The sequence below is a fragment of the Coleofasciculus sp. genome, from assembly GCF_046565525.1.
Classification (GTDB): Bacteria; Cyanobacteriota; Cyanobacteriia; order Cyanobacteriales; family Coleofasciculaceae; genus Coleofasciculus.
Genome location: NZ_JBKHUP010000066.1, coordinates 1 through 14977, shown reverse-complemented (window position 1 = coordinate 14977; position 14977 = coordinate 1). Strand labels below are relative to the sequence as shown.

13 protein-coding genes and 1 pseudogene are annotated in these 14977 nt (G+C 45.7%); 7 read left to right on the top strand and 7 right to left on the bottom strand.

The genetic code is table 11. The features are described from left to right. Positions 1–176: 176 nt before the first annotated feature. Positions 177–965: an LmeA family phospholipid-binding protein gene (locus ACLGGO_RS22335; protein WP_446339017.1), complete on the bottom strand. Its 789-nt coding sequence runs from the start codon at positions 963–965 to the stop codon at positions 177–179. A 381-nt stretch (positions 966–1346) separates the two neighbouring features. Between ACLGGO_RS22335 and ACLGGO_RS22330 the strand changes: the two genes are divergently transcribed. Then, the gene (locus ACLGGO_RS22330; RefSeq protein ID WP_446420955.1) at positions 1347–2858 is read left to right on the top strand and encodes an FAD-dependent oxidoreductase; all 1512 of its coding nucleotides are present in this window, start codon (positions 1347–1349) and stop codon (positions 2856–2858) included. Positions 2859–2968: 110 nt separating this feature from the next. Here the strand turns inward: ACLGGO_RS22330 and ACLGGO_RS22325 are convergent, their stop codons facing one another. The 4 genes and pseudogenes from ACLGGO_RS22325 to ACLGGO_RS22310 all read right to left on the bottom strand — a co-directional run. Further along, positions 2969–3496, bottom strand: a complete 528-nt coding sequence (locus ACLGGO_RS22325; RefSeq protein ID WP_446339019.1) for a hypothetical protein — start codon at positions 3494–3496, stop codon at positions 2969–2971. A 26-nt stretch (positions 3497–3522) separates the two neighbouring features. Then, on the bottom strand, positions 3523–3996 hold the full coding sequence (locus ACLGGO_RS22320) for a hypothetical protein (protein ID WP_446420954.1): 474 nt from the start codon (positions 3994–3996) through the stop codon (positions 3523–3525). A gap of 46 nt (positions 3997–4042) precedes the next feature. Beyond that, entirely contained in the window at positions 4043–4324 is a 282-nt protein-coding gene (locus ACLGGO_RS22315; RefSeq protein WP_446420953.1) for a hypothetical protein, read from the bottom strand. Positions 4325–4330: 6 nt separating this feature from the next. Further along, a pseudogene (locus ACLGGO_RS22310) lies at positions 4331–4453 on the bottom strand (Uma2 family endonuclease); the annotation flags it as partial. 130 nt (positions 4454–4583) lie between these two features. Here ACLGGO_RS22310 and ACLGGO_RS22305 point away from each other — a divergent pair. After that, entirely contained in the window at positions 4584–5756 is a 1173-nt protein-coding gene (locus tag ACLGGO_RS22305; RefSeq protein WP_446420952.1) for a GTPase, read from the top strand. A gap of 398 nt (positions 5757–6154) precedes the next feature. Here ACLGGO_RS22305 and ACLGGO_RS22300 read toward each other — a convergent pair whose 3' ends face one another. Beyond that, positions 6155–8596 carry a putative PEP-binding protein gene (locus ACLGGO_RS22300; RefSeq protein ID WP_446420951.1) on the bottom strand — a complete coding sequence of 814 codons (2442 nt, stop codon included), beginning with the start codon at positions 8594–8596 and terminating at the stop codon, positions 6155–6157. Positions 8597–8834: 238 nt separating this feature from the next. Between ACLGGO_RS22300 and ACLGGO_RS22295 the strand changes: the two genes are divergently transcribed. Continuing rightward, on the top strand, positions 8835–9278 hold the full coding sequence (locus tag ACLGGO_RS22295; protein WP_446339024.1) for a SufE family protein: 444 nt from the start codon (positions 8835–8837) through the stop codon (positions 9276–9278). A 25-nt stretch (positions 9279–9303) separates the two neighbouring features. Here the strand turns inward: ACLGGO_RS22295 and rlmN are convergent, their stop codons facing one another. Beyond that, positions 9304–10383, bottom strand: coding sequence for a 23S rRNA (adenine(2503)-C(2))-methyltransferase RlmN (gene rlmN, locus ACLGGO_RS22290; RefSeq protein ID WP_446420950.1), 1080 nt, complete (start codon positions 10381–10383; stop codon positions 9304–9306). A 327-nt stretch (positions 10384–10710) separates the two neighbouring features. On the opposite strand from rlmN, the gene kaiC reads away from it, so the two are divergent. The 4 genes from kaiC (at position 10711) to lgt (ending at position 14496) form a co-directional block, all read left to right on the top strand. Continuing rightward, entirely contained in the window at positions 10711–12405 is a 1695-nt protein-coding gene (kaiC, locus tag ACLGGO_RS22285; RefSeq protein WP_446420949.1) for a circadian clock protein KaiC, read from the top strand. 129 nt (positions 12406–12534) lie between these two features. After that, positions 12535–12885 carry a circadian clock KaiB family protein gene (locus ACLGGO_RS22280; RefSeq protein WP_446339027.1) on the top strand — a complete coding sequence of 117 codons (351 nt, stop codon included), beginning with the start codon at positions 12535–12537 and terminating at the stop codon, positions 12883–12885. Between the two features lie 173 nt (positions 12886–13058). Beyond that, on the top strand, positions 13059–13553 hold the full coding sequence (locus tag ACLGGO_RS22275; protein ID WP_446357477.1) for a DUF427 domain-containing protein: 495 nt from the start codon (positions 13059–13061) through the stop codon (positions 13551–13553). A gap of 64 nt (positions 13554–13617) precedes the next feature. Further along, positions 13618–14496, top strand: coding sequence for a prolipoprotein diacylglyceryl transferase (lgt, locus tag ACLGGO_RS22270; RefSeq protein ID WP_446420948.1), 879 nt, complete (start codon positions 13618–13620; stop codon positions 14494–14496). The last annotated feature ends 481 nt before the right edge of the window (positions 14497–14977 follow it).

Below are 14977 nucleotides of genomic sequence, written 5' to 3'. Positions count from 1 at the left end.
TCTAATGGTTCAAGGTTTTGTCGGATTAGGAAAAAATGTGATAGTTCTTCTAGTCTTTGACGTTTGAACTTGGAGGGTGGGTGCGAGTTAAGTTATCAGTTTTTGCCAAATCTTATCGGTAAAACCCGCCTCTACCCGATAACAGACGTTGCATCGGTTTCTTGTTAACCGACGTTCTAGTCCCCTGGTGGTACATCAGCTCGCACAAATGCTGCTACCTGTAGATCCTGATTATCTATCTCTAATTGTAAGAGTCTGACAGTAATACCAGCATCTTCCAAGCTACGGAGATTGACGCTTTCGCTTAATCTCCTGGCGAACCCTTCAACTAAGCGAGACGGAAGCGCTTGACCATCCACGGTAACCTTTGGTTCAATCAGTTGCAAACGATTTCCGGCTTCAATCCCCAATCCGGATTCCACAACGATGGCTAGGGATTGACGATTCCCTTCCACCGCATCCACTTGGAAACGCAGGCGATTATTTCCCAGCAACTCTAATTGAGGATTGAGAAACTGGTAACGCTGTGCGGTATCTCCCGATAGACGACTACCCAGTTGTTGCAATTTTGCCGTTACTCGTGCAGACTGAAGCATCTGGTTGAGATCTGATTCGGTGAAAACCAAACGCACCCCTGCTTGTAACGGTTGACGCAATGATGCTAAGGGAGAGGTTTGACCCTCCTGTCTTAAACGTTTTATATCCAGATTAATCGGATCAGTTTCTACCTCCAGAGCATCAATCCGAATTTCTGGCGTCAACCATAACCCTCGACCGGCGATACGGACTTGTTCGAGTTTCCCTTGCAAAGCTCGGTAATTCGGTGTATTGTCAATCCGAACATCGAGCTGTTCGACTTTCTGCAATTGAGAACTCAGGACATTTTCCACCACGCGATCGATAATTAAACCCGGAGGGGAAACCAGCGTGAGTAACCCTGATAGGAGAATGCTCAAAATTTCCATGATTTAGTGGAGTAGGTTGGTCAGTTGAATGGTCGATAAGCCATGAATTATTATGGACAACAAGATAGTATAAATTAACTTCGAGTTCCCTCCCTTGACAAGGGGAAGGTTAGGGAGGGGTCTTTCCCCTAGTTAATTAACCAACAGGATCATCTATTCCACCATCTTAGCTGTGCTACGCCATTCTTTATTGCTCCCCCTGCTTTTAGCACCCAGCCAACAGGCTGATTCCCACCGGGGTGATGATCATTCGACTCAAACCTGATACCTGATCATTTGAGCTAAGAAACATCAATTGTCTTTTCTTCCACCCGCAGATAGATGAAGGCTAGTCCTAGTCCTCAATTACAGTAGGACAATACCGCATAATTTTATAAACCCATGACTTTAATTGCTGGAAAACCCACTTCATTTTGGATTGATTCAACCCCAACCTCTACATTTTCTCCCTTTATCAATAATCTAGTCGTCGATGTGGCGATTGTGGGTGGGGGAATGGCTGGATTAACCGCTGCAACACTCTTAAAACGTGCGGGTAAAACCGTTGCTGTGATTGAATCTCAACGAGTTGCCATGGGGGTAAGTGGTCATACAACGGCAAAGATAACTTCGCTGCACCAGTTAATCTATGCCGATCTAATTCAGCAATTCGGGGAAGACAAAGCTCGCCTTTATGGAGAGTCTAACCAGGCGGCGATTGAGCAGGTGGCTCAACTGGTCAAAGATGAACAGATTGATTGCGATTTTAGCCGTCAAAGTGCCTACACCTTTGCCGATTCTCCAGAAAATTTGAGTAAAATTGAAGCCGAAGTGGAAGCGGCGGTAAAATTGGGACTTCCTGCTTCTTTTGTGAAAGATACCTCACTCCCCTTTCCGATTGCGGGAGCGGTTAAATTTGAAAATCAAGCGCAGTTTCACGCCCGGAAATATTTGCTCCATCTGGCTAGAACGATTCCGGGTAATGGTAGCTATTTATTTGATGATACGCGAGTTGAAGGCGTTGATGAAGATAGCCCTTGTCAAGTTAAAACGACTCGGGGGGTACTTAAAGCCAAAGATGTTATTGTCACGACAAATTTACCCATTCTGGATCAGGGACTCTTCTTTGCTAAAGCTTATCCGAAACGTTCTTATATTGTCGCCGCCTCGATTGATCCAGCCAAAGCACCCGATGGGATGTTTATTGGTGTCGGTGAGCATTATCGATCGCTGCGGACGACGCCCTACAATGACGGTGTACTCTTACTGATTGGTGGCGAGAGTCATAAAACGGGTACACTCACCCAGACAGAGGAACGGTATCTGCGCTTAGAAGAGTATGGTCGCACCTATTTTGGCATTGATACCTTCGAGTATCGCTGGTCAACCCAGGATATGGTGTCTTTTGATAAGTTACCCTACATTGGCAAATTGACCCCGGTAAACAATCATATTTACGTCGCCACGGGATTTAGTCTCTGGGGTATGACTAAGAGTACCCTATCGGGGATGATCCTGTCTGATCTGATTTTAGGACAATCCAATCCCTGGGCAAATCTTTATGACGCTACTCGCGCCACTCCCTTTATCTCGGAAACCTCGCTCAAAGAGAACCTGGATGTGGGTAAGCATTGGATTGGCGATCGCTTGAAGGGATTAGATAACTCCTCTTTCGCTGATGTTAGCAAAGGGGAAGGGAAACTGCTCACCCTTGATGGGAACAAAGTCGCCGCTTACCGGGATGAAAAGGGTTCAATTCATGCGGTTTCCGCCGTTTGTCCTCACTTAGGCTGTATTGTTAACTGGAATAGCGCTGAGAAGAGTTGGGATTGTCCCTGTCACGGTTCCCGTTTTAGCTGTGATGGACAAATTCTCCACGGACCTGCGGTTAAGGAGATGGAACGGGTTAAATAACTCAGTTGGGATGAGGTGTATCCCAATTGTGCGTAGTGGGAGCATCTTGCTCCCCTTAGTTAGTCTGAGTTTCTATCTTTCATTATGGGTTTAGCCTATTTTAAAGCAACTCAATCACTTAATCCAATCTTAAGTTTTTTACTTTCCAGGGATTGCCGTGCTACTTCAGCTAGCCCCTCAAAATCTTGGAAAATTTCTTCATAGGCAGGATCATCTCTGAGCCGACGCCAAAATTTAATAAATCTCAGCCCACAATTATACAGTGCCGGAGCTAATTCATCGCGTAAAATCCTGACCATTGGGACAGAATCACCTGAGAGGAGTACATAATCACCTTCTGGATCTAGTCTTAGATAGCCGTAATAACGAAAATATGTGACAACAATGTGTTTCTCAGCTACTAAGTCTGGAATAAATTGGAAGCAAAGATTATGGACAGTGGCTTCCAATTCATCTTCGACACGGATATCAGGCTGCCCCGGAGAACTGATAACAACTGCTCCGTTAAGAACTTCCCCATAATAGTTTCCATCCTCCAGCAGTTCTAAGCGAAAGGTGTCAAAATTCGCGTTTATTTCTTCCTCACTCACGCATAAATCCCTGTTAATGTTCACACAAAAAGTGACCTCGACAGTCATGATGTCCTCTGCTTACTTTTTCTTGCCTACGGCTTCACATCACTACCTACCGCAGTTAGTAGTCGCTTCAACTGATCCACGTCGGTCACGCTATCCAGTAGGAGTACAAGATCATCTACCCCACCGACATCATCCAGCAGCTTCACTAAATCATTCACGCCGCCGAGGTCATCCAGCAGCGAATCCAGCACGTTTTTATCAAGTTTACCTGCCAGCTCATCAATCTTATTAATAGCTGCATCAAGGTCTGCTGCATCGTGGAAGTACTTCTTCAGTCCAGGATGATCTCCAGGCAAACCAGAGCTACTCAGAAAAGCTTTAATGCGATCTTCCTGTACTGCTGTCGCGCCTGATGGAATACACGGACTATTACACAAAGTAAGCACCTTGCGTACATCAGGGTCCATGTTGGCATAGACGCGCCATAGCTCTGGGTTATCTTTAAAGAATTGCTGCGTCTCAGGGGTGAGCTTCTTCTTCTTTTGCCTTAATTTTGACAAACGCTTCCTGTACACCTTTAGCAGCAGCTTGGAATGACTCCTGCCCTCAAGTCACTAGATCCTTGACACCGTTCGACACAGCCTGCACTAAAGACTGTGCCGCACTTAACAAGGGTACTCCAGTAATTCCTCCTAGCAATCCCAGCACCGCTTCGCTCAGTTGCACTGCCTGGTTAACCAAACTGGTAACAGTAGACTGCACCGCCTGACTGAAACCCTGTACCGCACTCAACATTTGCGGTAAAATCGTGTGACCCATTTGGGCGTGGGCACTCTTGACTATATTTGGATCATCTTTGTGTGCCCATAGCCATTGCACAGACTGCACCAATTAACTGTCGCTCAACGCGGCGGCTAATCTTGGTTGATCAATATTATCTCCTGGTTCATCCGGTAAGGGGAAATCATCGGGTAGCTTCTCCCAGGTAATTTTAGTTTTGGCTGTTACCGTTGTCATCAGGTATCCTCTCCCTATCCGTAAGCCCTATTGTAGATAAGCACGAAGCGCGATCGCAGGACTTGATACACTAATAAAGCAGTGGATAGCGTCGTTCTATCCCAGACAACGACCAAGGAATGAGGAGGGAATGGCAGAGGATTTTTCAGTTGATCAGCTTTTGGATAAAATGAGCGAAGCCTACGAAGATGCCGGAAAGGACACCGGACAGTGTAATGTATTGGTAATTGGCAAAACGGGTGTGGGCAAAAGTACGCTGATTAATGCTATTTTCCAATCTCGTCTAGCCGAAACGGGGGTTGGTTATCCGGTTACCCAAACCATCCGACGCTACCGGAAAAAAGGCTGTCCGATTACGGTTTATGATACACCCGGACTCGAACTCAATCCAGAACAGATTCAACAGGTGCGCTTAGATGTAGCAGAACTCATTGAAACGCAACGGTTACAAGCGGCTAAAGAACATATTCATGTAATTTGGTACTGTTTAGAACATGAGGCGGGACGGTTTGATCAAGTTGAAGCAGAATGGCTGAATAGGCTAAATCTACAAGATGTACCAATTATTTTAGTCTTAACCCAAACTTTAACCCGAAAGCGCAGTGAGTTTCAAGTCTTCTTGGATAGTAAAAATTTACCTGTTTGTCAGGTTGTGGCGGTTCTCGCTGAGCCTAAACCCATCGATGATGATTATACGATTAAAGTCCATGGTTTAGATCATCTGGTTGAAGTAACGGCTAACCTTCTGTCTACCGAAGCACGCAAGGCTTTTCTCAGAGAACAGACGCGCAATATTACCTTAAAATCCAGTGAGGCGTTTAAATATGTGAGTGGATATGTAGCGGGTTCTGCATTAATCGGTGCATCTCCGATTCCCTTTTCTGATGCACCGATATTAGTCACCATGCAAACTGTGATGCTGGCGAATATCACGGCTATCTTTGGCTTACCCTTTGACCGCGCCTTTACCAGCACCGTACTCTCGACGATTGTCGGGGTTGGCGGCGTGGCAACCGTTGGCAGAGCGATCGCGGCGAACTTACTTAAAATGATACCCGGTGCTGGGACAATTGTGGGCGGTGCAATCTCCGCCTCCACCGCCGCCGCACTAACCTTGGCACTGGGTTTAGCTTATATCGAGTCTCTTAAATATTACCTGAAACGTAAGCTGGAGGGACACGAAATTCCTCTATCTGAACTGGCAAAAATTATTCTTGAACAATATAAATTTTATGCCAAAACGGGTCAAAGAACCCTGAAAGATGAAACCGTGACACCCCCTCGTCAAATCGATATTGAATAACTAATAAGCATATCCGTAAACATCAATTATAACAATCGCCATAGCGGTTAGGACGCATCTTATGGTAGAGACGTTGCATGCAACGTCTCTACAACAGTTCGGAAAGTCCTAATCGATGTGTCTACTGCTATACCAGGCAATGGCAATCGCTTTTTCACACCCACCTTTCAGTTTGGCTTTAAGAATGGCATTGGCACTGTCTTGAATACTGGCTGATTGAGCGCTCTTTCTTGACCTTGAATGTCGTTAAGGGGTTTATAGGAGCGCACATTTTCCCATGATATAAAAATACCTAAAAAGGCAACAAAAGTCAAGGGATGAATTGATTTTTTTCGGATATAATCTTGGATCAAGTATAGAATTCGTCTATCAGACCTGTAGTTATTGGGAAGGTAGAATTACTCTTGTAAAGAGCGCCGTGCAGCGGCTAAAAGTAACCGTTGTTCTGCGCGAGCGATCGCGTGATAAGTCGCTTCGACATCATTCACATCCACAGAAATAGACTGAATCCCCCATTCCACCAAAGATGTAACTAATTCCGGATACTGGGCTGGGGCTTGACCACATATTGCACAAGGAATACCCGCCACCTTTGCCATATCAATCAATTGCTTAATCGCTCCCATGACAGCGGGATGACGTCCATCTAAACTTGAACCCAACTCCCCCAAATTGCGATCGGCGGCTAATAACAATTGCGTCAGATCATTCGTCCCAATCGAGATTCCCTGCACACCCGCCTTAACATAATCCGGCAGTAAAAACAGTACCGATGGCACTTCTGCCATAATCCAAAGTTGAAAGTGATGATTATCCATTAATCCCGCTTGTTCCACCCGACGGCGACAAAAGGCAAACTCTTCAACTGTTCGCACAAAAGGCAAGATGAGCTGAACATTACTATACCCTTGAGCATAAAGCTGGTGTAACGCCGCCAGTTCCAAATCAAAACTCGTCGGATCATGTAAATAGCGATAAGTCCCCCGTCGCCCCAACATCCCATTCACCACGGGTAACGTCGAACCCGTCATATCCGACTTATCCCCATGGATCAATTCCGCTTCGCCCCAATCCAGAGAGCGATAAAATACAGCTCGTGGCATCAACGCCGCCGCAAACTCCCTGATTAATTGAGCAAGGCGGGTAACTAACTCCTGTTTGCGCCCCTGTCGCAACCATTCCTGGGGGGGTTGATTATCCAACACCTCCAAAATCATCAATTCCGATCGCAATAAGCCAATTCCATCAATCGGTAAATCCCGAATTCGTTCCAGAGATTGAGTTTGGCTGAGATTCACCAACAATTGAGTAGCAATGGGAAATCGGTTATACTCCCTCTGTGATGGGGCATCAGCAAGAGTTTTCCGCTTCTGAGACGTGACATCGGCTGCTTCTACCTGTTCTGCGGCATCCCTGGCTAAACGTTGAATTTCGCCGCGATCGCCATCAACCAACAGTACCTCCCCAGTTTTTACCAATTGGGTAATCCCAGGGACACTAACCACCGCCGGAATCCCCAATTCCCTAGCCACAATTGCCCCATGACTCGTCATTCCCCCCTGTTCTGTTACCACACCTGCGGCTTGTTTTAACATCGGTAACCAATCGGGAGCAATCGTTTGAGTCACTAAAATCCGATCCGGGGGGATAGCCTGCCAATCTGGCTCCTCCCCAACCATCACTTGTGCCACGGCTGTTACTTGTCCAGACGCCGCCGGTAATCCTCGCAGTGGCTGAGGTTGGGATAGGAAGGGTTGAGAGGAAGAAGCAGACTGAGGGCGAAATTGAGTCACGTACAGTTGAGATTCTGGAGTGTTTGGAATTTTACAAAGAGTCCAGTCAAAAGAAAAGGGGGGATTGAATTGCGTTTGCAGTTTTCCGGATAACGCCATAATCTGTTGCCAAGCGTTATCGTCCAAAACAAACTGCTGCTGTTCTCCTTGAGTGAGGGGATAAGCTTGCACGGTATGTCCTGTCGGTTTGGGGTTAAGATAATAAGCCAGGGTTTTATTTCCCCGTAACGCGAGCAGAACGTGATGGGTAGGAATTGCGATTTGATAGGTATCTGGTAATACTTTGCCCTGAGTAATCGCCATACCCAGTCCCCAAACGGCTTGGATTTGCCAGATATCGGATTGCGCTTGGAGGACACCAGAAGCAACCGTTTCATAGATCGGTTGTACCAGAACCGCTAAATTAATCTGATCGAGTCCCATCCCAACACGTTGCCAGTAAAATAGGCTTTTGGCTCGAAACAGTTCTGCCCACACTTGCTTTAAGGTATGGATCAGAGCATCCGGGTGTTTGCGGCAATAATGAGATGCCAAAAGTTCTGGAATTGGCGCAGACTCTACCCAATCCTCGCGGTTAACCTGATGGGTGGACATCTGAAGGTGCGATCGCACATCGGGAAATGATACAGATGGCTGTAAAATCAGGGCTGGGGCGTCTAGAGTTTCAACCGCATCGAGAATCTGCGATCGCCAACCTTCTGGTACAGTGGCAGAGGTAATCCCTTGGCGAATATGTTGGGCAACCTGTTGCAACTGACGGGGATTATCAACATTCACGTATAACGAGGATTGAGGTAAATCGGCTAACAACGGTTCAGATTGACTTAAAGAAGCGATTACTTGCCAAAACGCGATCGCTGGGATGACAAAACCAGGAATAACCGGATAACCTTGTTGCTCAAGTTGACTCAAGCCGAAGGCTTTCTCTCCCACAAGGGAACGTTGTGACGGTTGAATCTGATCCAGCCAGTAGAGATTGTCCACAATTTGCTTTGGAATACCACTCGCGGTTAAGTGATCTAGAATAACGGAAACTCGATTAGCCAACAGTGTTGAGTGTGTAGGGGCAGGTTTAGGGAATCTCTTGTCGCTATTGATGATAACGTTTGTGCAAAACCCGCCCTAACCAAGTAGGGGCGGGTTTCACTACTATCGTTTTTGACCTCACCCAGATGTAACTAAACCCGCCCTGACTAAGGATTGACTTCTGTTTTCTGGGTTGCATGAGTAGAATGGCATAAGTCTTGTTAGGATAAATGTGAACAGTAGGTCTTGAATACTGGGTATGTCATCAACCTCAACCCCTCTACCCGATTCCCTCGCCAAAATTGTGCAGCGATTTAAGCGACGGACGAATCCTAAACAACGGTATGAACAGCTTCTGTTGTATGCCAAGAAGCTTCAGGATATGCCAGAAGCGGACAAAACGCCGGAAAATAAAGTACAAGGCTGCGTCTCTCAGGTTTACATCAGTGCCAACCTAGAAGATGGAAAGGTATGGTATCAAGGGGATTCAGATGCCCAGTTAGTCAAAGGGCTAGTCGCGCTGTTGATTGAAGGGTTGAATGGACTTCCCCCAGATGAAATTATCAACGTTTCCCCAGAGTTTATCCAAGAAACGGGGTTAAATGTCAGCTTAACCCCCTCTCGTGCTAATGGCTTTTATAATATTTTCCAGACGATGAAGAAAAAAGCCCTGGGATTTAAACTGGCGACGAATCCTAGTTAGCGAATTACCCTCTGCCTTTCTTTTATCAAACCGTAGAAGCCCTTAATTGTCCACAAGCGGCGTCTTTTTCTAAACCGCGAGGACGACGCACGCTGACGGCAATGTTATGCTGTTCTAAGGTCTCAACAAAGGCTTGAATCCGGCGGGGACTAGGACGCTGATAATCCACTTCGCTGATGGGATTGTAGGGAATCAAATTAACGTGACTCTGAAACCCGCGTAGGTGTTGAGCTAATTCTATTCCATGTTCGGGCTGGTCATTGAGTCCTGCCAATAGGATATATTCAAAGGTGACTCGGCGTCCGGTTATCTTGACATAATCCCGACATTCCTGTAGTAAATCGGCTAAAGGATAGTGTTTAGCACTGGGAATCAGTTGTTCGCGCAGTTGCTGATTAGAAGCGTGGAGACTGACGGCAAATGTCAGTTGCAGTTTATGCTCTGCCAGTTGACGGATGCGATCGCGAATGCCTACGGTGGAGATAGTTAGCGATCGCATACCGATGCCAATATCCTGATTGAGGGATTGCACCGCAGCGAGAACCGTCTCTAAATTGAGTAAGGGTTCTCCCATACCCATAAATACAACATTACTCACCCGTTGCCCAAAATCTTCCTGAACCGTCAAAACTTGATCAACAATCTCATGACGTTGGAGATTCCGGGTAAATCCGCCTTTCCCCGTCGCGCAAAAGTCACACGCCATGGGACAACCGACTTGGGAGGAGACACAAACCGTTAACCGATTAGCGGTGGGAATCCCTACTGTTTCGATAATATTGCCATCTGCCAACCGCAGCAAATATTTAACCGTGCGATCGGGAGCCTGAGAGCGATAATGTAAAGTAGAGCGACCAATGGGGACATCAACTAAAGCCTCTCGCCATGACTTGGAAAAGACCGAAATCTCACTTAGCGATCGCGCCCCTTTTTGATAAATCCAGTTATGAAGCTGGCGCCCCCGATAGGCGGGTTGTCCTTGCTGTTGTACCCACTGGGTTAACTCGGCGAAACTTGCCCCTAATAGGGGTGTATTGCTTACATCTTGCTGAAGATTTTCTGGGGAGACGGGAGAATGGAGGGACGGGGTGACGGGATAAGCCATAAGTCTGATGATTCTTTGATTCCACAGATTGTTTATTTTGTCAAGAACATTAGCGGGAATAGAAATGAGAGTGAAGCCGTCGGGTTTAGATCTGATTCTACCGCCTCAGTAGGAGTTGGAGTGGGGAACCGTCGGGATAAAATTAATAAAGAATAAATTAACTCAATTATTGCTCTAATCAAAAGATAGCCAAATTCTCTCTAAGTTAGGTTGGTGAAAATAAATCCTACTATATTAATTGATGTAAATCTTCCTCAAACCCTTCCATAAGACGTAGCTTGCTTCTCGCTCCCTTGATTATGACATAAGACGAATGACACAAGACGAATGACAAAAAAACCCAAACTGATCAAATGTCCAACTGGCATCCAAGGACTTGATGAAATTACCAATGGCGGATTACCTCAAGGGCGTCCCACATTAGTTTGCGGTCAAGCAGGCTGTGGTAAGACACTCATGGCAATGGAATTTCTGGTACGCGGCGCCATGGAGTACGAGGAACCGGGTGTTTTCATGTCCTTTGAAGAGTCGCCAGAGGAACTGACGCAGAATGTCGCCTCCCTCGGTTGGGATTTACCAGCATTAGCCGATCAAAAGAAGCTAGCGATTCATTATGTGCATATTGATCGTACTCAGATTCAGGAAACAGGTGAATATGATCTCGAAGCCTTGTTTATTCGTCTTGGCTATGCCATTGACTCAATTAACGCCAAGCGAGTTGCCTTAGACAGCTTAGAGGCTTTGTTTGCCGGATTGCAAAATAATGCGATCGTGCGTTCTGAATTGCGGCGACTGTTTCTTTGGCTTAAGGAAAAAGGAGTGACGGCGATTATTACGGGTGAAAGTGGTCAAAATACCCTCACCCGTCAAAGTTTAGAAGAATACGTTTCTGATTGTGTCATCTTCCTCAATCAACGGATTATCAATGAACTGGCAACACGACGGTTACATATTGTCAAATATCGCGGTTCCAGACACGGTACAAATGAATATCCCTTCTTAATTGAAGAAGACGGCATTTCTGTATTACCCCTTACCTCTGTGGGGCTAGATTATCAGGTATCCAATGAGCGAATATCCACCGGTGTTGATCGCTTAGATACCATGCTGGGAGGTGAAGGATATTTTCGTGGGAGCAGTATTTTGATTTCCGGTACAGCGGGAACAGGAAAGAGTTCGCTTTGCGCCCATTTCGCCGAGGCAACTTGCTTGCGAGGAGAACGATGTCTCTACTTTGCATTCGAGGAATCGGCTAGTCAGATTATCCGCAATATGCGATCAATTGGCATTGATTTGGAGCCATCTGTACATAAGGGTTTATTAAAAATTAAAGCGATGCGTCCCACCTTTTATGGGTTAGAGACTCATCTAGTCAAAATTCATCATTTTGTCAATGATTTTAAACCCACCGTTGTCATCATCGATCCCATATCAAATCTGACGGATATCGGCAACTCTATGCAAGTGAAATCATTTATGATGCGTCTGATTGATTTCTTTAAAACGCACCAAATTACCACGGTTTTAACCCATCTCAATTTAGGCGGCAATCCCCAGGAACAGACAGATCTGGGCATTTCCTCGTTAATGGATACGTGGTTGTTGTTGCGGGATGAAGAAAGTGGCGGCGAACGCAATCGCTTACTTTATGTCCTGAAATCTCGCGGGATGAAACATTCTCATCAAGTCCGTGAATTCCGTTTGACAGATAGGGGAGTGCAATTAGTTGATGTGTATTTGGGAGCCAGTGGTGTCATGGCGGGAACCGCACGAACCATACAAGAAGCGCAAGAAAAAGCAGAAGCATTGGTTCGCAGACAAGCCATTGAACGTAAGCAGCATGAAGTCGAACGCAAACGCCAGATTATGGAAGTTCAGATTCAAGCCTTGCAAGCTGAATTTGAAACTCAAAAAGAAGAAATCGAACAAATGATTCAGCAAGAGAAGTTGCGGGAGAATACACTGATACAGGATCGGCAAATACGGGCGCAGCTACGTCATTCTGATTCTAGAGAGACTTGAGAATAGGAATAAATAAATATACGTAATACGTAATCCGGAATAAAAAAATGGAGCGTAGTGTAGCGAGCTTTTGAGGAAGTCACGGTACAATGACTAAATTGGTATTATCGGGAGGTAAAACAGAGCGTAATGAATAATTTTGAAAAAAACGAGAATCCGCTGGAGTTCATTGACAACTCTCAATCAAGTTTCGAGGCGCTGGAAAATCTGGAGGTAGAAACTTATGTTTTACGTTTGTATGTTGCTCATAATAATTTCAAGTCCATACAAGCTGTTAAAAACCTAAAAATTATCTGTGAAAAATACTTAAAAGGACGTTATGAACTGGAAGTAATTGACATCTATGAAAATCCAGAACGTTTAGAGAAAGAGCAGATTTTTGCTGTGCCAACTCTGATTAAAGAACTGCCTCCTCCTTTACAGCGATTAATTGGAGATATGACAGACATCGAAAAAGTTAGGATTTGTTTAAGTCTTTGAGTGATGAAAATATTGGTCAACGCCATCGGTCGATTACTTGCCAGAGTATGGAACTGCCCAAACTTGATAAGATTGAGTATTGATTAGAAAATTTTCCGAAAAACTGGTAACATTAGCAACACATAAGCCAACAGCATCGAATCTACCGTCTGATTAGAGAACACAGCTAAACCGTGAAACCCAATCGTATTACTCCAGAACCTGGTCAAGAATCTGTCTGGGATTACCCACGTCCTCCACGCCTAGAGGAGACAACAAAGCATATTCGGGTAATCTTTAACGGGATTGCGATCGCAGACACCCGACGGGCAAAACGGGTATTGGAAACGAGCCATCCTCCCAGCTATTACATCCCACCGGAAGACATCAAGCTAGAACACCTTCCTAAGACAGAGCGTAAAAGTTTTTGCGAATGGAAGGGAATGGCTGGATACGCCGACGTTGTGGTGGGTGACAAGCGGGCTGCCAATGCTGGCTGGTATTATCCTGAACCAACCCCAGAGTTTTCCTCAATCAAAGACCATTTTAGCTTTTACGCCAGTAAAATGGACGCCTGCTATGTCGATGATGAGTTAGTTCAATCCCAGCCAGGGGACTTCTACGGGGGATGGATCACCAAAGATATTGTCGGACCATTCAAAGGTGGAGCCGGAACAATGGGATGGTAGAGTTGAGCCTGGAAACTCAGGCGAATACATTGACTATTTTTAATTCACTCTCCGCTATACTCAAATGCTGCAAGCCATACCTTCCCTGATCCTGGCGTTTCAATTTGCCTCTCCAGGACCGATTCTGGTGAAGCTAGGACCACTGACTATCCGGTGGTACGGTTTATTAATTGCTTCAGCCGTATTAATTGGAGTCAGTCTGTCCCAATATTTAGCCAAACGTCGTAATGTTGACCCAAACGCGATCGCTGATTTGGCAATCTGGCTAGTGATTGCGGCAATTCCCTGTGCCAGACTGTACTATGTCTTGTTTGAGTGGGAACAATACGCCCAACGCCCGGAAGATATTATTGCAATTTGGAAAGGCGGTATCGCGATTCACGGTGCTATTTTGGGGGGACTTGTCGCCACGATCATTTTTGCCCGTGTTCAGAAACTATCGGTTTGGTTATTAGCTGATTTGGTTGTTCCTTCGCTGATTTTGGGGCAAGCTATTGGACGTTGGGGAAATTTCTTTAATTCAGAAGCCTTTGGTAGTCCCACAAATTTGCCGTGGAAACTTTATATTCCTCCCCAACAGCGCCCTCCAGGGTACATGAATTATCAGTACTTCCATCCCACGTTTCTTTATGAGTCGTTGTGGAATGTATTGATTTTTGTGATACTGATCACCTTATTTTTTCGGGATTTGAAACGGAAACCACACCTGAAAGTGGGAACATTGGCGCTCATCTATCTGGTGGGTTATAGTGCAGGTCGCATTTGGATTGAAGGATTGCGAACGGATAGCCTCATGGTGGGACCTTTACGCATTGCCCAAATAGTCAGCTTAGTGTCAATTCTCTTAGGATTGGCAGGTTTAGCATGGCTCTATTGGTTCCGTCGTCCTCTACCCGATGTTGTACCACCAGAAAATCAGCAATGGGATACAGTTTCTGAGTAACACAGGGGTCATTGGTGTCAACTTAACGCTAAAAGCAGGGGGAGCAGGGGGAGCTGGGGAAGCTGGGGGAGCTGGGGGAGCTGGGGAAGCTGGGGTTGTAGAGACGTGCCATGGCACGTCTGGGAGCAGAGGGAGCGGAAAAAACGCAAAATCTATTAAAAAATTTTTTAGCGGATGGTGTAAGATTTGAGTTTAAACTTTATAATTCTACAAATGACCAATGACACATAATAAAAGTCCCAGAGAAAAAATCTCTAGGACTGAACCAGGGTGCATCTACCATTTCTTTCTTCCTATCCCCATGAACCTAATCCGGACTAATTGCCTAAAAAAAACAAAAGCCCCAGAGAAAAAATCTCTAGGACTGAACCAGGGTGCATCTACCATTTCTTTCTTCCTATCCTCATGAACCTAATCCGGACTAATTGCCTAAAAAAAACAAAAGCCCCAGAGAAAAAATCTCTAGGACTGAACCAGGGTG